Source organism: Hymenobacter metallicola, assembly GCF_004745645.1.
GTDB classification, from domain to species: domain Bacteria; phylum Bacteroidota; class Bacteroidia; order Cytophagales; family Hymenobacteraceae; genus Hymenobacter; species Hymenobacter metallicola.
Genome location: NZ_SRMB01000002.1, coordinates 692,270 through 713,025 on the forward strand (window position 1 = coordinate 692,270; position 20,756 = coordinate 713,025).

Genomic DNA, 20,756 nt, shown 5'->3' on the forward strand with positions numbered 1-20,756 from the left:
AGTAATTCGCCAGCAAAAGGCCCTTACCGTGTGGCAAGGGCCTTGAGCGGGTTGTTAGACTACCGCTTAGTTCTTGATTTTCACTTGGCCGTCGTCGGCGTCGCGCTTCACTTTGGTACCGTTGCGGTATTCCACCTTGGTGTCGCCGTCGGCGTCAATCTTGACGGTTTTGCCATTGGCGTACTTAATCTTGGTTTCGCCGTTTTTGTCCCGGTCATATTCCACGATGCGGGAGCCGCGACGGGCGGGGCGGGCCGCCGGCGCGGCGGCCGTAGTAGTCGTGGTGGTTTCTTCGGTGGTCGTCGTTGTCACCGTGCCATCGTCGTAGCCCGAGCCGTAGTAGCGGCTGCGGTTGCTCTGGTAGGTATTGTAGCGGGTCTCGTCGTTGAACACGGTCTTGATTTCATTATCCGTGTCGGTATCCACCTGGCGCATGGCCACGTACTGCCCGGTGGTGTCGGTCGAGTAGCGGCTTTGCAGCTCGCCCAGGCGCTGGGCCCGGGTGTAGTACACGCGGCGCACCTGGCGCACTTGGGCCGTATCGGTGATGCCCAGGTCGCTGGTTACCTGATCGGCTACGCGGTAGCCCTGGTCGCGGTAAAGCACATCGTTGTCGGCCACTACGGCCGTATCGGCCGAGGGCGTCTGGGCCGCATCCACGGCGGCGGCTTTGTCGCGGTTGCAGGAAGAGCCCAGGGTGAGGGCGGCCGCGCAGGAAAGCAGAAGCAGGGTATTTTTCATGATTCAAGCAATAGGTTGAGAAAACACGCGGACCAGGCGGCCCACCGTTGGGCGCTAGTACGGAGGAGGTCGGGGTGAGGTTGGGGAGGTGGCGCGCGCCGCTTTTTGCGTACCTTACCAACCGAAGCGGCAGCGCCCGAACTTTCGCGGATATATAGCTGTAGTATAGTATATTTACTACACCTCCGGCGCATCTACCGTCCTAGTCTCGGGCCGCGCCTAACCACCTAACCAAGAACACTATGGGGAAATCCCAAGCATCCTTTGGCAAAAAGGAAAACGAAAAAAAGCGCCAGAAGAAGAAAAACGAAAAAGCTGAGCGCAAGGAAGAGCGGCAGGCCAGCGCCAAAAAAGGACAGAGCCTGGACGAGATGCTCGCCTACGTCGATGAGTTTGGCAATATTTCTTCGACCCCGCCCGACCCGACCCGCAAAAAGCAGGAAATTAAGGCCGAGGATATCCGCATTGCGGTAGCCAAGCAGGAAGACATGGAACAGGAAGACCCGCTGCGCAAAGGCACCGTGGCCTTTTTCAACGAGTCGAAGGGCTACGGCTTTATTAAGGATCAGGAAACCCAGGAAAGCATTTTTGTGCACGCCAACGGTCTGCTGAACCCTATCAAGGAAAACGACAAGGTGACTTTCGAGGTAGAAATGGGCCAGAAAGGCCCTACGGCCGTGCGCGTGAAAGCCGCCGTGCCCCCGGCTCCGGCTGCGCCGGCGCTGTAGGTACCCCTACCCTATTCCATAGCTGCGAAAAGGCTGAAGCTCCCCGGGGAGCTTCAGCCTTTTTTGTTTGGCCGGGATGTTTCGCCCCGTTTCGGCAAGTCTCGCTAGCTTTGGCGGGTACCGGCCCGCGCCGGGCTTTTGCTTTCTTACTTTCTGGCCTGATGACCCACCCTTCCCCTGATACGCCCGCCGACAAAGACGGCCTGCACCCGCGCAACCGCCACCGGGGCCGCTACGACTTTCCGGCCCTGGTGCAGACGTCGCCCGAGCTGGCCCGGTTTGTCGTGGTCAATGCCTACGGCAACGAGTCGGTTGACTTTAACAATCCGGCGGCGGTAAAGGCGCTGAATCAGGCCCTGCTGCGCCACTTCTACCACGTGCAGCTCTGGGATATTCCGGCCGGCTACCTGGCCCCACCCATTCCGGGCCGGGCCGACTACCTGCACTACCTGGCCGACCTGCTGGCCGAAACCAACCAGGGCCCCGTCCCGACCGGTAAGCGGGTGCGGGTGCTGGATGTAGGCGTGGGCGCCAACTGCATCTACCCGATTATCGGCCACCACGAGTACGGCTGGCGCTTCGTGGGCTCCGACGTCGACCCCGTGGCCGTACGCGTGGCCAAGCAGATTGTAGCCGGCAACCCCGGCCTGGCCGGGGCCGTGGACGTGCGTTTGCAGCCCGCATCGGCCGACATTTTCACCGGCATCATTAAGCCCGGGGAGCTGTTTGACCTGACGTTGTGCAACCCGCCTTTTCACGGCTCCCCAGCCGAAGCCGAGGCTACTAACCGGCGCAAAAACCAGAACCTGGGCAGCGGCCCAGCGGCGGGCCCCAACTTCGGCGGGCAGCCCAACGAGCTGTGGTACCCGGGCGGGGAGGCCACCTTTACCTGGCGCCTGGCCCAGGACAGTGCCCTGCACCGCGCCAACTGCCTCTGGTTCTCGACGCTCATCTCGAAAAAGGAAACCCTGCCGGGCCTCTACAAAACCCTGCAGAAGCTCGGCGCCGCCGATGTGCGCACCATTGGCATGAGCCAGGGCCAGAAAGTGAGCCGCCTGGTAGCCTGGACGTTTCTGGACGCCGAAGCCCAGCAGCAGTGGCGGCAGCGGCGCTGGCTGAGCAGCTAGTTTTGGTGGCCGGCCAGGGCAGAATGACCAGAGCAATGCCGTACTTTTAGGGCTTATACCCTCTATTTGGCTCTACTACTACCCTTTGCATGGTACGTCTACTCAGGCAGCTGGCCCGCCGGGGCGGGTTGCTGCTCGCGTGTTTTTTATTTTTTCAAACGGCCGTAGCCCAAACGCCCACCACGCTCTGGCAACAGGCTTTCGGGGGCACCTCCCGCGACCACCTGACCCAGATGGTGCCGACCCCGGATGGCGGCTGCCTGCTGGGCGGCCCCTCCGACTCCGGCCTTTCGGGCAATAAAACCACCGCGCAGGTTGGGTTTTGGGTTATCAAGCTCGACGCCAGCGGCACCAAGCAGTGGGAACGAGTACATGGCAACAGCGTGGGACTGGGCCTCACCCGAATGGAACTGACTGCCGACGGGGGCTACATCCTGGCCGGCTCATCGGCCGCGGGGGCTTCGGCCGACAAAAGCCAGCCCAGCCGCGGGGCCGAAGACTACTGGGTGCTCAAGATTGATAAAAACGGGAGCAAGCAGTGGGACCGCACCTTCGGGGACTCTGCCCGCGAGCTGCTGGGCGCTGTCAAGCCCACTACCGACGGCGGCTACCTGCTGGGTGGCTACTCCTCCTCGGGCATCTCGGGCGACAAAACCCAACCCAGCCGCGGCCGTGACGACTACTGGGTGGTTAAAATTGACGGCAACGGCACTAAGCTCTGGGACCGAACTCTGGGGGGTAGCGAGTCGGACCAGGGCCTCACGCTGACGGCGAGCCGGGATGGGGGCTGCCTGGTGGGCGGCTACGCTTTGTCAGGCATTTCGGGCGACAAAACCCAGGCTATCCGCGGCTCGGTGGATTTTTGGGCCGTGAAGCTCGACGGCAACGGCACCAAGGAGTGGGACCGCACCTACGGGGGCAATGTCACGGATATTCTGACCCAGATTTGCCAAACGCCCGACGATGGCTACCTGCTCGGGGGCTACTCGGGCTCCGACTTGTCTGGCGACCGAACCCAGCCCAACCGGGGCAGCGACGACTACTGGGTGGTAAAGATCAACTCCCGGGGCGAGAAAGAATGGGACAGCTCCTTTGGCGGCAGCGGGCAGGATGACTTGCGGGCCCTGCAGCCGACGGCCGACGGCGGCTACCTGCTGGGCGGCGAATCATCGAGTGGCACTTCTCCCGATAAGTCGCAGCCCAACCGCGGCTTCTACGATTACTGGGTTCTAAAACTCGATGGGCGGGGCCGCAAGCAGTGGGACCGCACCTTCGGCACGGCCGGTTCCGACCAGGTTGGCGCAGTGCTGCAAAACCCCGACGGCACCTTTCTGGTGGGCGGCCTTTCGAGCGGGGGCTTTTCCGGCGACCGGACCGGGCCCAGCTACGGCGACACGGATTTCTGGGTGCTAAAGCTCGGCGCGACACCCGCCGCTAGCCCGGCCCGCACCGAAATCCGGGGCGACTCGGTGCTCTGCGGCGGGCAGGTACTGCTGACGGCCACCACGAGTGTACCGGCCGCCTCTTTCCGCTGGAACACCGGCGCGACGACCCGCAGCCTCGTGGCCACCCAGCTCGGGACCTATTCGGTCACCGTTACCTTCCCCGATGGCCAAACCGCCACCGACCAGCAGGTAGTGGAGCCTTTCACCAAAAAAGTGCGCATCACCGGCGACTCGGTGCTGTGTGCCGGCCGCATGGGTCGCCTGACCGGTATAGCGGCCGGGGCCGACGGCTACTACTGGAGCACCGGCGACAGCGCCGCTACCATTACCGTGCAGCAGCCCGGCACCTACACTGTCACGGCCTACTTCGGCGTCAGCTGCTCGGCCACCCGCCAGATTGTGGTGCAGCAGGTGGGCGCCAGCATCAGCGGGCCCAGTCAACTATGCACGGGGGCCAGCGGGGTGCTGACGGTAGCGGCCCCCGGCGCTACGCAGCTGCGCTGGAGCACGGGTGCCACCACGGCCACGCTGCCCGTAAGCCAGGCCGGCACCTACAGCGTGGTAGCCACCTTCCCCAACGGCTGCACTGCCACGGCCACCCAGGTTGTGACAATGGCTGCGGCTCCCCTACGCATTATCGGCGGGCCCACGCTGTGCGCTCAGCAGCCCGTGGCCCTGACGGCCGAAGCGCCCGGGGCCGTGAGTTACCGTTGGAACACCGGGGCTACCACGGCCAGCATCAGCGTCAGCCAGCCCGGGACCTATTCGGTGGAAACTACCTATGCCAACGGGTGCCGCAACCAGGCCCAGCAGCAAGTGCAGCAGCCCACTCTTGCAAATGCCAGCCTGGGGGCCGACACCACCTTGTGCGCGGGCCGGTCCTTGGTGTTGCGCGTGCCCGCGGCCCTGCTGGCGGCGGGCTACCCGTACCAGTGGTCAGATGGCACCCAGGCGCCTCTTCTGACGGCGCGCCAGCCGGGCACCTACGCCCTGACCTACACCACTCCCTGCGGTCCGGAAACCATTCAGCGCCGCATCAGTCTGGGCGACTGCCAGCCGCCAGCCAACATCATTACGCCCAACGATGACAAGGTAAATGACCGGTGGGTCGTCCAGGGTTTGCCCAATGGGGATTACGCCCTGGAAATATACACGCGCTGGGGCCGCAAGGTATACGAGGCCGCCGTTTACCACCAGGAGTGGGGCCCGGGTGTGGCGGCCGGCACGTACTATTATCTATTGCGGCACCATAGCACTGGCCAAACGTACCGGGGCTGGATAACGGTGGCGCAGTAGCGCCGGCCTGACCAACCTACCCTAATGGGCTGGGCTGGTCTTTTATCTTGAGTCCTTTCAACGGGTTCAGTGCCCGGCGCTTTCTGCTCATGCGTAAGTATATCCTCTTTCTGACCTGGCTGGTGTTGGCCTTGCTGCCCCCGGCTACCCGCGCCCAGACCCGCCCGGCCGAATCTTACTTAACGACTATTCCGGACCCCAAAACCCTGGGGGAACGCTACGTGAGTGACCCGGACCACGTGCTGCAGCCCGCCACGGTGCAGCAGCTCAACCAGGTGCTGCGCGGCCTCGACCAGCGGGGGCGGGCCCATATCGACGTGGTGCTCACGCGCAGCATCGGCCCGGCAGTGCCCAAAACCGCCGCCACGGCCCTGTTCAACCGCTGGCAGATCGGGGACCCGGACAAGAACAACGGCCTGCTGCTCTTGCTCGTGCTCGACCAGCGCCGGGTCGAGTTCGAAACCGGCTACGGACTGGAAGCCGACCTGCCCGACATTCTCTGCTACCGCATTCAGCAGCGCTACATGCTGCCTTACTTGCGTGAGGAGCAATACGACGAGGCCGTGCGCCAGGGCGTGGCCGCCATCATCCGCCAGCTCCAGACCGGCCACGTAGAGCCCACGGACTCGGTGGCCACGGCCGCAGACACCCTGTTGGCAGCCTCGGATTCATATGCGGCTCCCGACCAGCAGCTACCCGCCGAGCCGGTAGCCGCCGTGGATGCGGCGGCCTGGGGCGAGTGGACCGTGCTGGGCGTGACGGCCGGAGTTTCTTTTCTGCTCCTCTCAGTACTGGTACTGTGGCTGAATACGCCCCGGGCCCAAGCCTACCACCCGGCGCTGGGGCTGGGCACCCTGCTGATTCTGCTCCTGGTGGCCGTGGCTATTAGCACCACCTTGCCTATCCCGCCCGTGGGGCTAATGGCCTTGTGCTACCTCTGGCCGGGCCTGTATGCCCACGCCTATTTCCGCTTGATCAACCAAGAGCTACAAACCCGCTACGCCGGCCAAAGCCGCCATGCCCGCTACCGGTTTCTGCACGAGGCGCACCACGGGCTGGGCTTTATGCGCTACCTGTTTCCGGTGAAACTTGCCTCCTACTGGCCCCGCTACGAGCAGCAGCTGGCCGAACTGCGCGAGGCCCCCTACGCCTGCCCCACCTGCGCCCAGCCCATGCAGCGCCTCGACGAAGCCCAGGACGATGCCGCCCTGCAGCCGGGCCAGCGGACGGAGGAGCAGGTGCAGGCCGTGGATTACGACGTGTGGACCTGCCCAGGCTGCCGGCATCAGCTGATCCTGGATTACGCCAACCTGAGCACCGACGTAGAAATCTGCACCCAGTGCCGGCACCGCACCGCCCAGCCCCAGCCCGACGAGGTAGTGCAGGTAGCTACTACGGCAGCGGCCGGCTGGGGCTGGCACGTGCACGAGTGCGCTTTTTGCCAGCACGTGAAAAAAGAAAAGTACACCATCAGCAAGCTGTCTTCATCCGGCAGCTCGTCCTCGTCCGGTGGCTCGTCCTCGTTTTCCAGCGGCGGGTCGTTTTCGTCCAGCAGCGGGGGCAGCTCCGGGGGCGGCGGGGCCGGTAGCAGCTGGTAAGGTAGGCCGGGGCGGGGTCGCACCCGAAAACGACGGCAGCGCCCTGGCCCGCAAACAGGGTTTTACGTTTCGCACGCTCGAAGGCGAAACCATCACCCTCTTGGGCCCCGCAATTACCAACGAGGAATTCAAGCTCATCAAAACGCTGTAGGCTGCAGGTTGAGCCTTCCTGGAAACAACCGCGGCGACCCTGGGGCCGCCGCGGTTGGGTTACTGCGCACAGATGGGCTCAGCGACCCTTGCGGTTCTTTTTAGCAGCCGGAGTTGGCCGCGCCGGGGCGGCAGCAGGCGGCGGGGGCGAGAATTCGCCGCCGGTGTCCTCGGGGCTGGTCAGGGCCGTCAGGTGGGCTTCGGCGGCCTGGGCATCGGGCGTATCGGCGGCGGGCTGGGGGCTCTGGCTTTGCTTTTTAGCCAGGTACGTTAGGCCGGCGGCCAGTAAGGCTATGCCGCCCACCACTTTCTGGCCGGTGGTCAGCTTGGTCACGTTGCGCGTCACTTTCCTGAACTTCTTGAGCGACTTAGCCGCGTTGCCGAGCAGGTCGTCGTGCTGCTGGTTCTTTTTCGGCTTCTTCTTGTCTCTGCTCTTGCCCTTGTCGGAGTCTTTGTCTTTAGCCATACTGGTAGCGGAATGAGGGTGGGGAAACCAAGCGGGCCGGGGAGCCAGCCATTTTGGTTATTCGCAGTAGCCGGGTCCAGGGTTGTCGGCCCGGTTGCGGCGGCCCCCTTAGGGCTTACCGCCCCGGCCGCCCAAGCGTTGCAAAGCCACTTCCAACACCTGGTCGGCCGGGGCGGCACTGGGCTGGATATATTCGGCGGGCACAAAATTTTCCCGCGGCAAGCCCGCCGGCGTAAACAGCCGCTCCGTCGGAATACTGAAACCAATGCCCGAGTTAGGCATCCGGTAGGAAACAATGGCCCCATTCAGCCGCGCCATTTCGGTACCCATCGTGGTGGCCCGCTTCATAGCGTCGAGGCCAATGGTAATGCCCTCGGGCATACTGCCCGTCCAGCGCCCCACCAGGACGACTAGTGGCGCGGAGTAGACCGGGCCCCGCGGCGAAACCAGCTCAAGCCAGCTGCGCTTCACCCCAAACTGCCGTTGCTCGGCCGTCAGCTCGTGGCGCTGGTAGACCTGTTCCTGGGTAATAAACCGTCCCATCAGGGCCCGGGCCACGGTGGTGTTGCCCCCGCTGGGCGTTTCGCGCAGGTCCAGAATCAGGCCGGTGGTGCCCTGCAAAGTCGTGAGCGTGCTGTCGAAGGCGGCAATCAGGCGGTTGTCGCCCAGGCTGTTGTGCAGCTTGATATAGCCTACCGTCCCGAGCCGCCGGCTTTCCAGCAGCGTTGAAGAACCGATATGCTCCAATTGCAGGCCGTCCTGGTCGGGATAAAAGTGCCGGGGCTTGCCCTTGACCAGGGCCGTAAACTTGCGCGGGGTACGATGGTCGCCGGCCAGGGCCAGGTTCAGAGCCACTTCGCGGGCGGCGGCATCCACGGTTTTTAGACTGCGCCCCAGAAACGGCTGCAGGGCCTGGGCCACCGGCACGTCGTTGATGGCCACCAGCTCCATGCCGGGCTGCAACCCGGCCCGGGCGGCCCCGTAGCCGCGGCGCACGTCAAACACCACCGCTGTGGAACCCACAAACTGCGCCCACACGTCGGTAGCCGTAGGAATGAGGCGGCGCGAGTCCGGCCGATTGGTCGACAGGGAGGCGTGGCTGTCGTAGAGTTCGGCCAGGGCATTTTCCAACAGGCGCACAAACTGGGCCCGGGTCGTCACCGTTGGCAGCTCGGCCGCGTAGAGCTGGCGCACCCGGGGCCAGTCGGTTTGCTTTTTGTCGAAGTAGCAGTAGTTGTCCTGCACCGTCGTCCAGAAGTACTCAAAATCCTGCTGGTACTGCGCGGGCGTGAGCGGCACCGACTGCCCCACCAGCGGCAGGGGCGCCCAGGCTAGCAGCACCAGGACCAGAAATCGGTAGCGCAAAGAATAGAGCAAGTCAGACATAGGCGCTAATTACGCAATGGAGCCGCGCTCTTGCCAGCCGATACTACCGCTACTACTTCCGGCCCGGGCACCGAGCCCACTAGTCCCGGTCGAAATTGGCCCGCTTGCCCACGGCGGCCCGCCGCACTACCTCGGCTACCCGGGCGGCACGGGTTTCGGGGCGCTTGGCTCCCAGCACCCAGGTTAGCAGCTGCTTGCGGGCACTGGGGCTAAAAGCGGCAAACTGCCGGGCCGCCGCCTCGTTTTCGGCCAGGGCGGCCGTCAGGTCCGGGGGCACCAGGCCAGCCTCGGCGGCGTCCAGGCTTTCCCAGGCGCCGTTTTGCCGGGCTCTTTCAACGGCGGCCAGCCCGGCAGGCGTCATCAGCCCGGCCGCCGTCAGCTGCTCCAGGCGCTCCTTATTCACCTTGCTCCAGCCGCTGCGGGGCTGGCGGGGCGTAAACAGCAAGGCCGTCCGCTCGGCATCGAGCTTGCGGGGCAGGGAGTCGATCCAGCCGAAGCACAGGGCTTCTTCCACGGCCTCGGCGTAGCTGACGCGGGGCTGGCCGCTGCTCTTTTTGAAATACACCAGCCAAACCCCGGGGCTGGCAGCGTGGTGCTGGGCCAGCCATTGCCGCCAGTCGGCCCGGGTCAGGGGATGAAAATCGGCGTAGTGGTCGGGACGGGCCATGACAGAACACAAATGAAGATGGGCGACCAGCCGGCCGCGGCGGGAAAAATACAGAAACTACCCTAAAACAGCCAGCGGCGGCCGCTCCAGGAGAACAGCCGCCGCTGGGGCAACAGGGCTTCAGGTGAAATGCCTAGACAGTGGCTCCTTCCGTGCCCAGCAGGGTTTCGCCGGTGTTGGCATCCACGTCGGTAGTTACCGGGGCGGCGCTGCCACTGCGGCGGCGCTGGGCCAGGTAGCCGATGCCGCCCAGCAGCAGGGCTCCGCCCACCACTTTCTGGGTAGTGCTCAGCTTGCCCAGCCCGCGGCCCTTGCCCAGTTTCTTAAGCGACTTGGCGGCGCCGCTCAGCAGGGACTTTTTCTTGGCAGGTTTCGTCTTTTTATTCTTTTTCATGGCTTATTCTATAAAAGGTAAAAGGGACAGGCGGAACGCCCCCTACAGGGCTGCCGGAGGAAGGTATTCGCAGGCGCTGCCCTCAAGGTTGCTTAGCCGGCAAAGCTTAACATTGAAGCCCGGCTCGGGACCCGGGCACAAGCAGCGCCTCGGGTTAGAAGTCCTCATCGGGGCTGGCGGCCGGCTGGCGCCCAAAGGCCCCGTGCGCCTTGCCAGACTTGGCACTTTTACTTTTACGCGGCGCAGCGGGCTTTTCGGCGGGTGTATCCTCCTCGTCCTGAGTCGGGGCGGCCTTGGCGGCTTTGGCCTGTGCCGGCAGCAGCAGGCTGAGGCTGGAAAGCAGCGAGTCGGCGCTGTCGTCGCTGCGGAGCTTGTCGAGGTAGAAGTAGCCCGCCCCCAGCAGCATCAGCCCCCCGACCAGCTTCTGACCGGTGCTGAGCTTGGCTATTTCATCGGTTACTTTCCGATACTTCCGAATGGATAGTGCGGCCGTATCCAGGAGGTCGTCCGATACGGAGTCTTTCTTCGAGTGCTTTTTCTTGTGCTTGCCCATACTTGATGCGGATGATACGGCCACAAACCGGGCCCCACGGCGGGCCGGCGGCCGACGGCCTGGCGAGTAAGGTATTCGCAGGCCGGGGCCCGAAGGTTTCCGCGGCGGCAACCGCGCGGCTCCCGGCTTAGAGCGGCGCGGCTTTGTTCAGGGCCAGAAGGCGGCGTTGCTGGCTTTGCCACATGCGCAGGGCCACTACTAGTACTAGTAGCCCCCACAGCACCACCCCGCCCAGCCCCCACTGCAGCAGCGGGGGCAGCTCCCCAAACTCGTAGCGCATCTGGTGGGTGCGCAGAAAGCGCGTGGCAATGGCCAGAAAGTAAAACGACCAGTACTGGATGTAGCCAAACAGGCCCGTGCAGAGGGCCAACACGGCCGCCAGCACCAGGCGGGGCCGCACGAATACGGCCGCCAGCACCAGCAGCAGGGCGTACAAGCCCGCCCCGATGAGCAGGCCGCCAAGGCCGCCAACCAGCAGGAAGGTAGCTTTTACGTCTTTCTCCCCGGCATACGCCAGCACCGGCCAGCACCCGCCGACCAGCATCAGGAGAACAGCCCGGAGTAGGAGTTTCATGACAGCAGGGGCCCGGGCCACTTTTGCGGCCGGCCCCGCGGTTGTACGCAGGTTGGCCCCGGCTGCGTTATGGTGGCGCTACCGCGGCGGGGCCGCAAAAGTGGCCGGCCGGCGGCATCTTTACGGTAAACTCTCGTCTGTATGTCCAGCTTTATCAGTTTCCTGAATACGCTGCAGCCCCTGAGCCCGGCCCTGACCCAGGCCCTGCTGGCCAGCACCACCCCGGAGCGGTTGCCGGCCCACCACTGCCTGCTGCAGCCCGGGCAGGTGGCGCGCCGGGTGTATTTCCTGGAAGCCGGGCTGGTGCGGGGCTACACTCTATTGCACGGCCGCGAAATATCGTCCTGGTTTATGCAGGCCGGCGACTTTGTGATTTCCATCCTGAGCTTTTTCACCCAGCAGCCGTCCGAAGAATACCTGGAGCTGCTGGAGCCCTCGGTGGTTCATTCCATCACCTACGACCAGCTACAGCGCCTCTACCACGACTTTCCCGAGTTCAACTTCATTGGGCGGCGGGTGCTGGAGAAATACTACGTGCTCAGTGAACAGCGGGCCCAGACCCTGCGCTCCCGCACCGCGGCCGAGCGCTACGAGCTGCTGCTGCGCGACTTTCCCACCGTGTTTCAGCGGGTGGCCCTGCACCACATTGCCTCTCACCTGGGCATGGCCCCCGAAACCCTGAGCCGCCTGCGCAACAAGCCAAGTTAGACTTCTGCGCCGGAGCGAATATGACATTTGTCAAGAAAAGCCGGGCCGCGGCGGGGCACTTTTGGGCACCTCATTTATCCCCCTGCGCATGCCCACTCTTCATCCCTCTGCTCTACCCTACCGCCTGCCGCTGGCGTGTGGCGTTACCCTGGCCCTGGGGCTCGTTGTAGCCAACGTGCTGGCCGACCACTTTTTCGCGCCCTGGGGCATTCTGCTCACGCCCGTCGTTGCGGGGGGCGCCGTGCGGCTGGTGGCGTTTACCCGGCCGGGCTACCCGCTGCTGCAAGCTGCCCTCAGTGCGGCCCTTATTGCGCTGCACGACTGCGGCATCAAACTCTTCGGGGGCGGCACGCACGACACCGAGGGCCAGGGGTTCGTCCACGTTTTTCTGTTCTTCGGCCTGCTGGTGGCCTTTCTGGTGTTGGTAGCGGCCATCGACCAGCAGCAGGCCTCGACTCGTCTGGTCCGCCGCCTCGCCAAATTTCTGTTTGTCGCCCTTCTCATGGTCCATTTAGCTCTGACGGCCAATCTGGGCCTGGGCTCCTAGGTAAATTGTTGGCAGCTTGCTCCTCACAAAAGTGTGAAAGCCTGCTCACTAAGCTGTACATTAGAACCCATTTTGCCGCTTTTCGCGCAGTTTCTTATTTCCCTGTTTCTATGCCTCTTTCTTTACGCCACAGAATTGTGGTGCTGGCCTTGCTGAGCCTGTTTGCCGGCCGGGTCTACGCCCAGCGCGTCACCATCGACAGCATCAAGCTGGCCCGTACCGGCGGGCTGTACTTACCTTCTGCCCACCGGGCCATGGTGTTCACGCTGGAATCAGAAGCTGGCGCTACTCACTTCCGCCAGTACGTGTTCAATCCCACGCTGGGCCGGCAGCGCCGCCAGGATTTGCGCCTGGCCGGCCGCTACGAGCTGGGCACCAACGCCAGCAGCCGCCAGCACGTGCTCTATCAGCTCCACAAGCGCGCCTCCGACTCGATGGTAACCGTGGTGCTCGATACCACGGGTCAGGTAGTGAAACTGCACCGCGAGCTGAGCCGGAAAGTACGCTGGCGGGAGCTAGGCGGCACCGTGGCCCCGCAGGCCAATGGCTTTCTGCTCACCCAGCCCAGCTCGGGCCACAGCCAGCTGCTAGTGCGCTTCGTGAGCCCGCAGCTGCAGACGCAGTGGGAGCACCGCTTTGTTTCCCCGCAGGGCCAGGTGGCCGTCGACGAGACTATCCTTGACAGCACCCACGTGTGGTTTGTGGTGACCAACAACGCCCGCAGCCGCCGGGCAACTACGAAGGCCTACTGCCTGGAGCTGGCCACCGGCAAAGTGCTCTGCCGCATGCCCCTCGACTATAACGGGGAGCGGCGGGTGCCGGGCGTGGCCGCCATGGGCCCCGGCCATAGCCTGCTACTGGCGGGCTACTCCTACCCCAACAACCGCCCCAGCCGCACCAGCACGGGCAGCCTGTTCAGCGCCCGTTTCCACCCCGACAGCTCCCGCACCGACGAGCGGCTGGTGGCCTTGTCGAAGGAAGCCCGCCTGCTCACGGCCCAGGGCCGCAAGGTGCTCTGGCAAACCATCCAGCCCCAGCCCGACGGCAGCGTGCGGCTGGTGGGCGAAACCTACACCAGCACCTCGCTGGGCGGCCACATTGCCATTGGGGTCGTCACGGGCATTGCCACCCTGGGTATTGTGCGCGTCAGCACCACCACCCTGCGCCCCCGCGACGTGGTGTCGCTGCGGCTTACCAGCGCCGGGCAGGTCGACCAGCTGCGGGTGCTGCCGGTAAAAGATGGGGGCTCGTTCACGGTGGGGGGCTACCTGCAGGCCCGGCGCATGGCCCAGGCCGCCGCCGCCGCGGGCGTATTTCGCCTGCGCGGCTTCACCCCCGACAGCAACCGGGTTGTGCTACGCACCGCCAACCGGATTATGACCCTGGATGTACGCTCGGGTCAGCCCACCACGGTGCAGCAGACCCCACCGACCGGCTACTTCGACGTGTGGTTTGTGGAGCCCACTCACCTACTGCTGTACCACGAACAGCGCAGCCCCCAGCGCATCGACCTGGAACGGGTGGCCTATTAGCCGGCTGCCCCAAGCCTCAAGGCCCGAACTGCCCCGCCGCAGTTCGGGCTTCTTTGTGCGGTTTGTTCCGGGCTACCGGTACTGAATAGGCCTTGGAATGGATATCTTGGGCAGAGAAGAAACCTATTTACGTGTATCTGACGCCCGAGTACTTTGCTCCGGGTAGCAGATGGTAGCCAGCTGCGTATGCAAACCGAGGCGGATGTACTGATAATTGGCGCGGGCCTGGCGGGCCTGGTAGCGGCTACTGAGCTAACCGCCGCCGGCAAACGCGTGCTGCTCCTCGACCAGGAGCCCGAGCAAAACCTGGGCGGCCAGGCCTTCTGGTCGTTTGGGGGCCTGTTCCTGGTCGATTCGCCCGAGCAGCGCCGCATGCGCATCCACGACTCCTACGAGCTGGCCCTCTCCGATTGGCTGGGCAACGCCGACTTCGACCGGCCCGAGGACGTCTGGCCCCGGCGCTGGGCCGAGGCGTACGTGGGCTGGGCGGCCGGCGAAAAGCGTAGCTGGCTGCAACAGATGGGTATCAAGCTGTTTCCGGTGGTGGGCTGGGCCGAGCGGGGCGGCTACGGGGCCCGGGGGCCGGGCAACTCAGTACCACGCTTCCACGTGGCCTGGGGCACGGGCACGGGCGTGGTAGCGCCCTTTTCCTACCGCGTGCGGGAAGCCGCCAAAAAGGGGCTGCTCACCTTTAAATTCCGCCACCGCGTCACGGAGCTACTCCTGCAACATGGCGCGGTGGTGGGGGCCCGGGGCGAAGTGCTGGAACCCAGCGCCGCCGAGCGGGGCGCGGCCACGTCGAGGGTGGTCGTCGGCGACTTCCGCTTTCGGGCGCCGGCCGTTATTGTCACGGCCGGCGGGCTGGGGGCCAACCACGACTTGGTGCGCAAAAACTGGCCCGCCCGCCTCGGGCCGCCTCCCCGGCACATGCTCTCGGGAGTGCCCGAGCACGTCGATGGGCTGATGCTGGGCATTACCCAGGCCGCCGGCGGCCACGTTATCAACGAAGACCGGATGTGGCACTACGTCGAAGGCGTGCACAACTGGAACCCCATCTGGCCCCGGCACGGCATCCGGATTTTGCCCGGCCCCTCGTCGCTGTGGCTCGATGCCCGCGGCCACCGCCTGCCCGGCCCGCTCTACCCCGGCTTCGACACCCTGGGCACGCTTCAGCACCTGCGCCAGACGGGCTACGACTACAGCTGGTTTATTCTGACCCAGAAGATTATCCGCCACGAGTTTGCTCTCTCCGGCTCGGAACAGAACCCCGACCTGACCAATAAAAGCTGGCGCCAGACCCTGGGGCGGGCTTTCGGCAAGGGTGCCCCCGCCCCGGTGGAGGCCTTTAAACAGCACGGCGTCGACTTTCTGGTGCGCGACACCCTGCCCGAGCTGGTGCGGGCTATGAACGAGCTGACCGGGGAAGCCCTGCTCGACTATGCCCAGGTGGAAGCCGAAATCCGGGCCCGCGACGGGCAGCTCGACAACCCCTTCAGCAAGGATGCCCAGATTACGGCCATCCGCGGAGCCCGCAACTACATCGGCGACAAGCTTATCCGCACGGCCCCACCCCACAAGCTGCTCGACCCCAGCAAGGGCCCGCTCATTGCCGTGCGCCTGCACGTCATCACCCGCAAAAGTCTGGGCGGCCTCGAAACCGACTTGTCCGGCCGCGTCCTCGGCCCCGATGGCCAGCCTATCCCGGGGCTGTACGCGGCCGGCGAAATTGCGGGCTTCGGGGGCGGGGGCATGCACGGCTACCGGGCCCTGGAAGGCACCTTTCTGGGCGGGTGCCTCTACTCGGGCCGCATTGCCGGCCTGGCCGTGGCCGCGGCGCTGCCCTAACGGGGCTACTGTTGCACGGTCTGCCGCAGGCTGGCCAGGGACTCCCGGAACCGCGCGTCGTTCTGCTCCAGCCATTCGTCGAGGCGGCGCCCACCCTTGGCGGCCAGCTCCTCCAGGCGCATGCCGTCCATAGAGGCGGTGAAGTCGGTGAGGCTGCACCGCAGCTGCCCTTCCAGGACCTCGAACAGAAAGAAGGCCCGGAAAGGCTGGCTGGCTCCGGTCAGCACCAAACGGCCGCGCAGCTGCCCTTCTTCCGGCACCGAAATAAGGGTTCCTAGCCCCAGCGGGCCATTCTTATCCGTCAGCCACTGCCGGGCCCGGCGGTAGAGGTCGGCCCGGGACGTGCCAGGCACGCTGATAACCTCCACGTACCTGACCTTGCGCGTGGTGCTGTCGTAGGGGAAGTTGTGCAGGCCCTTGAAATGGTATTTTTGCGCCGTACCCGAAAAAGACAACAGCAGCAGCGTCAGCAGTAAGTAGAGTTTCTTCATTACCGAAACATAATAAAAAGAATCTTCATACTAGCTCAAAAAGAGGATGTTTTTATTACTTAGTGCCCCCAACCCTACTTACTGAGCGGCGCGAAATGCCCCTACTACTACCCCCAGCAGCTGGTGTAAAGCATACACTTTATTGTATTATATCAGGCAACAGCTTTACTCTTTACAAAGTGCTTGCGGCGGGTACGGCAGCATTAGGCGGCCACCCTGGCCTTCACCGCCGCGGTAGGACTATGCGGGCACAAACCTGGCAACATTAGCACATTCTGCAACTCAACCGGCGCTGCTGGCCGGCCCCAGCCTGGTAGCACCACCTCGCCCGGGCCCGCCCGCTTTCAGGCGGCCACTCCCGGTACCCGCAAAAGCGGCTGCAGCCCGGGAGCTGCAGCCGCTTTTGCTTTTCATTCTGCCCTGCAGAAGGCCGGGTGGGCTTAGCTAGCGGGCTCCAGTAAACGGCTCCAGCGGATTTTGTGCAGCAGGTTGGCGTAGGGGTCCAGGGAATACAGCACCAGCACGGCCTTGCCCACGATGTGGTCTTCGGGCACGAAGCCCCAGAAGCGCGAATCCTCGGAGTTGTGCCGGTTGTCGCCCATCATAAAGTAGTAGTTCTGCCGGATGGTATAGCGCGTCAGCGGCCGGCCGTGCTGGTAAATCCGGCCGTGCTGCCAGCTGATGTCGGCATTGGGCTCGTAGTGGGCAATAATGGCGTAGTAAGCCGCCGCGTTGGCCGGCGTCAGCGTTATCGTCTGGCCCTGGCGGGGCACCGGCAGCGGGCCGTAGGTATCGAGCTGCCAGTTCTGGGGCTGGCGGCTGGGTGCCGCGGCCGGGTGGTGAAAGTCGGCTACCTCCGGAAACAGGCGGGCCGGGTATTGGGCCACGGTCAGGGCCTGCACGTAGGGCTGGCCCCGGAAGTAGGCAGCCACTTCCGCCGAGCAGCTGATGAGGAAGCCTGTTTTACCCGTAGCCGGATCGGCCCCGGCGCGCGGAATACCGTCGGGCTCGTTATAATCGACTACGCCGTGCTCGTGCAAGGCCTGCCGCACGGCATCGTTGGGCTGGTCGACTTGCATAAAGTACGTGTGCTGCTGCTGGCCGGCTACGGCCCCGGGCTGGCCGTTGAGAAAGACCTGCCCGCCCCGAATTTCCAGGGTGTCGCCGGCGACAGCGACGCAGCGCTTGATCAGGTTGGTGCGCAAATCGGCCGGGCGCTGCTGCTCGTGGGGCACGTGGAAGACCACAATGTCGTTGCGCTGTACCGAGCTAAAGCCGGGCAGGCGAAAGGTGGGCAATTGAATAGCGTCGGAATAGCTCGGTGGGCCTTTTTCCCAGAGTGTCTGGTGGGTGAGCGGTACCTGCAGCGGCGTTTGGGGCGTGCGGGGCCCATAGTGCAGCTTGCTAACTACCACACAGTCGCCCACCAGCAGGGAGCCTTCCATGCTGGGCGTCGGAATGGTGTAGGCCTCCACCGCCGTCCAGCGGATAAGGGTGGCCGCCAGTACGGCAAAAACCACGGCGTCGCGCCATTCGCGAACCAGGCCCTTGGGCGGCGGGGGCGGCGTGGTACGACGCCGGAAGGGAAAGAGCTTCATAGCAGGTGAGGGGTAGAGGTGAACATCTGTCTAGATAGTCCTTGGCCCCTGGCCGTTGCCTGGCCCCGGCTATTTCTGAGAAGACCGGGGCAACTTCCTGCAAGAACAAAGCTGGCGCTGTATAGAAAACCCTGAACGTGGCGAGCAACAGGTAGTATAGGCCGGCCCCGGCAGGTACCCGAGTGGCCGTGGCGTACGGGCAGCCCCGCCACTGAAAGAGCCGAAAATTGTCGCAAATGCCCCCGTTGGTTGCCGCATTTACCCAGTCGGACCCGCGGCAGCCCGTACTACTTTTGCTTTGTAATCGACTCACCTCACGACGATGCGCAAACTCAAACTACAGGTGCAACTAACCCTGGACGGGTTTATTGCCGGCCCCAACGGCGAAATGGACTGGATGACGTTCAACTGGGACGAGGAGCTTAAGACCTACGTGGCGGCCCTTACCGAGCCGGTCGACTGCCTGGTGCTGGGCCGCAAGCTGGCCGAAGGCTTTATTCCCTACTGGGCCTCGGTAGCGGCCGACGCGGCCAACCCGGAGCAAGCCGCCGGCCGCAAGTTCACCGACACGCCCAAGGTGGTATTCAGCCGTACCCTGGCGCAGACCGCCTGGGACAATACCGTGCTGGCCCAGGGCGACCTGGTTGCCGAAATTACCCGGCTAAAAGAACAGCCCGGCCAGGACCTCATTGCCTACGGCGGGGCCACGTTCGTATCGGCCCTCATTCAGGCCGGCCTTATCGACGAGTACCACCTGTTCCTTAACCCGGCCGCCCTGGGCACCGGCCTGCCCATTTTCCGGGAGCTGACCGCCCCGCAAAACTTCACGCTGGTCAACTCCACGGCCTTTGCCTGCGGCATCGTCGTGCTGCATTACGAGCCCCGGCGCGCCTAAACCGGCCCCGGTACCCGCACCGCACCCGCCCAGCGACTGGAAGCAGCTGCTTGACGGGTGCGGCGTTTTACACGAACCTCTACCGCTGCTACAGCTGATACAGCTGTTTCACGCCCTCGAGCAGGGAGGTGGGCTGGCGGCCCAGCGCCGTGGCCAGATCGGGGCTGACCATGGACTCCTGCCCGTGCTTAATGTCGGTCATGAAGCCGATGGTGCGCTGAATGGCTACTTCCGGCACGCCCCGCTCCCGCATGCGGGAAGCCAGCACCTCGGGTTCCACATCGTGGTAGGCCACGGGGCGGCCCGAAGCTTCGGTCAGGGCGGCGGCTACGTCGGCAAAGGAGTAGGCGGTGGCTCCGGTGAAGTGGTAGATGCGGTTACCGGGGGTATTTTGGAGCAGGACTTTGGCAATGGCCTCGCCCATGTCCTGGCGTAGGGCAAAGGCCACCCGGCCCGGCCCGGCCGGCAGGCTGATGCCCGTGTCGAACACCGTGGGGCCGGTAAACACGGGCAGGGTGTCCATGTACAGAATGTTGCGGAAGAGAATGTAGCGCAGGCCGCTGGCGCGCAGGTAATCTTCGGTCTGGAAGTGGCGCACCATCAGCTTGTTGGCCAGGGTGGCGGGGTCTTGCAGGGCCCGGCTGGTGTAGGCCACCGTGCGCACGCCCGCTTTTTTGGCGGCGTCAATTACGTTCAGGTGCTGTTGCAGACCGTCGTCGTCGCCCCCGCCGGAGATGAGCAGCACCTGCTCGATGCCCTGCATGGCCTGGTCGAGGGAAGCCGGGTCGGAGTAGTTGCCCACCCGCAGGCTCACGCCCTGGGCCTGCCAGGCAGCGGCTTTGGCCGGGTCGCGCACCAGGGCCGCCACGCGCTGGGCGGGCGTGTGCTGGAGCAGCGTGTGCAGAACGGCGGTGCCTAAATGGCCGGTGGCTCCGGTTACTAGAATCATGACAAGAAGGGTTAGCGTGGACAAGATAGTTGCCGCCGGCCCGCAGGAAGCAGGGCCGCGGCGGCAGCTACAAAAGTCGACGCCAGGACCCGGGAGCAGAATAGCCGGAGGGCGGGAATCTGTGGCGAAAAGGCGGTAAGCGCGGCTTAGCCCGCCTGCCGGTAGGCCGTGGGCGAGAGGCCGGTGCTGCGCTTGAAAAACCGGCTGAAGGCAAACTGGTCGGTGAATTGCAGGCCCGCGGCCACCTGGGCCACACTCAGGGCGGGATTTTGCAGCAGGGCCTTGGCTTCGAGGGCCACGGCCTCGGCTATCCACTCGCTGGCGGTCCGGCCGGTTACTTGTTTCACCAGCTCGGTGAGGTGCTTGGGCGTGATGCAGAGCGCGGCGGCGTAAAACTGCACGCTCCGCTCGGCCCCGCAGTGGGCCTGCACCAGCTGGCGAAAAGCGGCGGCCTGCTGCTGCCCGCGGCTTTTGCCCTGGGCCCAGCCAGCCGGCTGCTGCTCGTAGAGGGCCCCTATTTCGTAGAGCAGACTCGTGAGAATGCTCTTGACGATGTTGTCGCGCTGGGCACTGGCGGCGCGGTATTTCTGCTGCAAAAAGCGAAACGAAGCCGCAATGCTGGCCGCCTCCGCCGGGGCTAGCGGCAGCACGTGGGTCGGCGGGGCCACAAAGAAGTGCAGCTTGCCCGTCGCCGCGTTGTGGGTGGTAATATAGTCCCGGGTGAAAAAGATGGACAGGGTTTCGTAGTCGTCGGCCACCCGGCCCCACTCCTTGATAACGTCGGGGGTAGCCAGCACCAGGCAGCCCGGGGTTACGTGGTAAGATTCCAGGTTGACTTTCACCTCGGCAGTGCCCCGCAGGCAGAGGCTGATTTTGTAGTAGTCGCCCCGGTAGGGCTGGTGCAGGGGAATCGTGGGCTTGGGCCCGCCATACTCGGGAAAAAATACCTCCACCGCCCCGGCGGCGTCGGTGGCAAAGGCCTGCAGCTGATACGTGGGAATACGCTCACTCATGAAAGGGCAACAACGAAAGCGGCGGAAAAGCTTGCCGAACGTCAAAATAGCAA

General features: G+C 64.4%; 20 protein-coding genes. 9 read left to right on the forward strand and 11 right to left on the reverse strand.

The features are described 5' to 3' along the window. Positions 1 to 66: 66 nt before the first annotated feature. Complete coding sequence (locus E5K02_RS13685; RefSeq protein WP_135395391.1) at positions 67 to 741, reverse strand: T-complex 10 C-terminal domain-containing protein; 675 nt, start codon at positions 739 to 741, stop codon at positions 67 to 69. A 242-nt stretch (positions 742 to 983) separates the two neighbouring features. Between E5K02_RS13685 and E5K02_RS13690 the strand changes: the two genes are divergently transcribed. From E5K02_RS13690 to E5K02_RS25785, 4 genes are all read left to right on the forward strand, one after another. Continuing rightward, complete coding sequence (locus E5K02_RS13690) at positions 984 to 1,469, forward strand: cold-shock protein (protein WP_135395393.1); 486 nt, start codon at positions 984 to 986, stop codon at positions 1,467 to 1,469. A 161-nt stretch (positions 1,470 to 1,630) separates the two neighbouring features. Beyond that, the gene (rlmF, locus tag E5K02_RS13695; protein WP_135395395.1) at positions 1,631 to 2,596 is read left to right on the forward strand and encodes a 23S rRNA (adenine(1618)-N(6))-methyltransferase RlmF; all 966 of its coding nucleotides are present in this window, start codon (positions 1,631 to 1,633) and stop codon (positions 2,594 to 2,596) included. An 89-nt stretch (positions 2,597 to 2,685) separates the two neighbouring features. Next, positions 2,686 to 5,337 carry a gliding motility-associated C-terminal domain-containing protein gene (locus E5K02_RS13700; RefSeq protein ID WP_135395397.1) on the forward strand — a complete coding sequence of 884 codons (2,652 nt, stop codon included), beginning with the start codon at positions 2,686 to 2,688 and terminating at the stop codon, positions 5,335 to 5,337. An 89-nt stretch (positions 5,338 to 5,426) separates the two neighbouring features. After that, the gene (locus E5K02_RS25785) at positions 5,427 to 6,935 is read left to right on the forward strand and encodes a TPM domain-containing protein (RefSeq protein ID WP_206025958.1); all 1,509 of its coding nucleotides are present in this window, start codon (positions 5,427 to 5,429) and stop codon (positions 6,933 to 6,935) included. A 229-nt stretch (positions 6,936 to 7,164) separates the two neighbouring features. On the opposite strand, the gene E5K02_RS13710 is transcribed toward E5K02_RS25785, so the two are convergent. The 6 genes from E5K02_RS13710 to E5K02_RS13735 all read right to left on the reverse strand — a co-directional run bounded on the left by E5K02_RS13710 (position 7,165) and on the right by E5K02_RS13735 (position 11,125). Then, positions 7,165 to 7,551, reverse strand: coding sequence for a hypothetical protein (locus E5K02_RS13710; RefSeq protein ID WP_135395399.1), 387 nt, complete (start codon positions 7,549 to 7,551; stop codon positions 7,165 to 7,167). Positions 7,552 to 7,659: 108 nt separating this feature from the next. Continuing rightward, on the reverse strand, positions 7,660 to 8,937 hold the full coding sequence (locus E5K02_RS13715) for a S41 family peptidase (protein ID WP_135395401.1): 1,278 nt from the start codon (positions 8,935 to 8,937) through the stop codon (positions 7,660 to 7,662). Between the two features lie 79 nt (positions 8,938 to 9,016). Continuing rightward, a complete protein-coding gene (locus tag E5K02_RS13720; protein ID WP_135395403.1) occupies positions 9,017 to 9,604 on the reverse strand; it encodes a YdeI/OmpD-associated family protein in 588 nt (195 codons plus the stop codon). A 133-nt stretch (positions 9,605 to 9,737) separates the two neighbouring features. Continuing rightward, positions 9,738 to 9,998 (reverse strand): hypothetical protein, encoded by a 261-nt coding sequence (locus E5K02_RS13725; RefSeq protein ID WP_135395405.1) that lies wholly within the window; start codon positions 9,996 to 9,998, stop codon positions 9,738 to 9,740. Positions 9,999 to 10,152: 154 nt separating this feature from the next. Then, positions 10,153 to 10,551 (reverse strand): hypothetical protein, encoded by a 399-nt coding sequence (locus E5K02_RS13730; protein ID WP_135395406.1) that lies wholly within the window; start codon positions 10,549 to 10,551, stop codon positions 10,153 to 10,155. 127 nt (positions 10,552 to 10,678) lie between these two features. Continuing rightward, complete coding sequence (locus E5K02_RS13735) at positions 10,679 to 11,125, reverse strand: hypothetical protein (RefSeq protein ID WP_135395408.1); 447 nt, start codon at positions 11,123 to 11,125, stop codon at positions 10,679 to 10,681. Positions 11,126 to 11,266: 141 nt separating this feature from the next. Between E5K02_RS13735 and E5K02_RS13740 the strand changes: the two genes are divergently transcribed. The 4 genes from E5K02_RS13740 to E5K02_RS13755 all read left to right on the forward strand — a co-directional run bounded on the left by E5K02_RS13740 (position 11,267) and on the right by E5K02_RS13755 (position 15,757). After that, positions 11,267 to 11,833, forward strand: coding sequence for a Crp/Fnr family transcriptional regulator (locus tag E5K02_RS13740; RefSeq protein ID WP_135395410.1), 567 nt, complete (start codon positions 11,267 to 11,269; stop codon positions 11,831 to 11,833). A gap of 88 nt (positions 11,834 to 11,921) precedes the next feature. Continuing rightward, on the forward strand, positions 11,922 to 12,380 hold the full coding sequence (locus tag E5K02_RS13745; protein WP_135395412.1) for a hypothetical protein: 459 nt from the start codon (positions 11,922 to 11,924) through the stop codon (positions 12,378 to 12,380). A gap of 110 nt (positions 12,381 to 12,490) precedes the next feature. Next, positions 12,491 to 13,912: a hypothetical protein gene (locus tag E5K02_RS13750; protein ID WP_135395414.1), complete on the forward strand. Its 1,422-nt coding sequence runs from the start codon at positions 12,491 to 12,493 to the stop codon at positions 13,910 to 13,912. Positions 13,913 to 14,098: 186 nt separating this feature from the next. Further along, complete coding sequence (locus tag E5K02_RS13755; protein WP_135395415.1) at positions 14,099 to 15,757, forward strand: FAD-binding dehydrogenase; 1,659 nt, start codon at positions 14,099 to 14,101, stop codon at positions 15,755 to 15,757. 5 nt (positions 15,758 to 15,762) lie between these two features. Here the strand turns inward: E5K02_RS13755 and E5K02_RS13760 are convergent, their stop codons facing one another. Together E5K02_RS13760 and lepB are read right to left on the reverse strand one after the other, a co-directional pair. Next, a complete protein-coding gene (locus E5K02_RS13760; RefSeq protein ID WP_135395417.1) occupies positions 15,763 to 16,248 on the reverse strand; it encodes a hypothetical protein in 486 nt (161 codons plus the stop codon). Between the two features lie 440 nt (positions 16,249 to 16,688). Beyond that, complete coding sequence (gene lepB / locus E5K02_RS13765; RefSeq protein ID WP_135395419.1) at positions 16,689 to 17,846, reverse strand: signal peptidase I; 1,158 nt, start codon at positions 17,844 to 17,846, stop codon at positions 16,689 to 16,691. A 322-nt stretch (positions 17,847 to 18,168) separates the two neighbouring features. On the opposite strand from lepB, the gene E5K02_RS13770 reads away from it, so the two are divergent. Continuing rightward, a complete protein-coding gene (locus tag E5K02_RS13770; RefSeq protein WP_135395421.1) occupies positions 18,169 to 18,741 on the forward strand; it encodes a dihydrofolate reductase family protein in 573 nt (190 codons plus the stop codon). 88 nt (positions 18,742 to 18,829) lie between these two features. On the opposite strand, the gene E5K02_RS13775 is transcribed toward E5K02_RS13770, so the two are convergent. Both E5K02_RS13775 and E5K02_RS13780 read right to left on the reverse strand, forming a co-directional pair. Then, positions 18,830 to 19,690, reverse strand: a complete 861-nt coding sequence (locus E5K02_RS13775) for an SDR family oxidoreductase (RefSeq protein WP_135395423.1) — start codon at positions 19,688 to 19,690, stop codon at positions 18,830 to 18,832. A gap of 146 nt (positions 19,691 to 19,836) precedes the next feature. Beyond that, positions 19,837 to 20,703, reverse strand: a complete 867-nt coding sequence (locus E5K02_RS13780; protein ID WP_135395425.1) for an AraC family transcriptional regulator — start codon at positions 20,701 to 20,703, stop codon at positions 19,837 to 19,839. Between the last annotated feature and the right edge of the window lie 53 nt (positions 20,704 to 20,756).

Excerpts from the sequence above, each read along its gene's own strand:
- E5K02_RS13685 (WP_135395391.1), bottom strand. The coding sequence starts at position 741 with ATGAAAAATACCCTGCTTCTGCTTTCCTGCGCGGCCGCCCTCACCCTG.
- E5K02_RS13690 (WP_135395393.1), top strand. The coding sequence starts at position 984 with ATGGGGAAATCCCAAGCATCCTTTGGCAAAAAGGAAAACGAAAAAAAG.
- rlmF (WP_135395395.1), top strand. The coding sequence starts at position 1,631 with ATGACCCACCCTTCCCCTGATACGCCCGCCGACAAAGACGGCCTGCAC.
- E5K02_RS13700 (WP_135395397.1), top strand. The coding sequence starts at position 2,686 with ATGGTACGTCTACTCAGGCAGCTGGCCCGCCGGGGCGGGTTGCTGCTC.
- E5K02_RS25785 (WP_206025958.1), top strand. The coding sequence starts at position 5,427 with ATGCGTAAGTATATCCTCTTTCTGACCTGGCTGGTGTTGGCCTTGCTG.
- E5K02_RS13710 (WP_135395399.1), bottom strand. The coding sequence starts at position 7,551 with ATGGCTAAAGACAAAGACTCCGACAAGGGCAAGAGCAGAGACAAGAAG.
- E5K02_RS13715 (WP_135395401.1), bottom strand. The coding sequence starts at position 8,937 with ATGTCTGACTTGCTCTATTCTTTGCGCTACCGATTTCTGGTCCTGGTG.
- E5K02_RS13720 (WP_135395403.1), bottom strand. The coding sequence starts at position 9,604 with ATGGCCCGTCCCGACCACTACGCCGATTTTCATCCCCTGACCCGGGCC.
- E5K02_RS13725 (WP_135395405.1), bottom strand. The coding sequence starts at position 9,998 with ATGAAAAAGAATAAAAAGACGAAACCTGCCAAGAAAAAGTCCCTGCTG.
- E5K02_RS13730 (WP_135395406.1), bottom strand. The coding sequence starts at position 10,551 with ATGGGCAAGCACAAGAAAAAGCACTCGAAGAAAGACTCCGTATCGGAC.
- E5K02_RS13735 (WP_135395408.1), bottom strand. The coding sequence starts at position 11,125 with ATGAAACTCCTACTCCGGGCTGTTCTCCTGATGCTGGTCGGCGGGTGC.
- E5K02_RS13740 (WP_135395410.1), top strand. The coding sequence starts at position 11,267 with ATGTCCAGCTTTATCAGTTTCCTGAATACGCTGCAGCCCCTGAGCCCG.
- E5K02_RS13745 (WP_135395412.1), top strand. The coding sequence starts at position 11,922 with ATGCCCACTCTTCATCCCTCTGCTCTACCCTACCGCCTGCCGCTGGCG.
- E5K02_RS13750 (WP_135395414.1), top strand. The coding sequence starts at position 12,491 with ATGCCTCTTTCTTTACGCCACAGAATTGTGGTGCTGGCCTTGCTGAGC.
- E5K02_RS13755 (WP_135395415.1), top strand. The coding sequence starts at position 14,099 with ATGCAAACCGAGGCGGATGTACTGATAATTGGCGCGGGCCTGGCGGGC.
- E5K02_RS13760 (WP_135395417.1), bottom strand. The coding sequence starts at position 16,248 with ATGAAGAAACTCTACTTACTGCTGACGCTGCTGCTGTTGTCTTTTTCG.
- lepB (WP_135395419.1), bottom strand. The coding sequence starts at position 17,846 with ATGAAGCTCTTTCCCTTCCGGCGTCGTACCACGCCGCCCCCGCCGCCC.
- E5K02_RS13770 (WP_135395421.1), top strand. The coding sequence starts at position 18,169 with ATGCGCAAACTCAAACTACAGGTGCAACTAACCCTGGACGGGTTTATT.
- E5K02_RS13775 (WP_135395423.1), bottom strand. The coding sequence starts at position 19,690 with ATGATTCTAGTAACCGGAGCCACCGGCCATTTAGGCACCGCCGTTCTG.
- E5K02_RS13780 (WP_135395425.1), bottom strand. The coding sequence starts at position 20,703 with ATGAGTGAGCGTATTCCCACGTATCAGCTGCAGGCCTTTGCCACCGAC.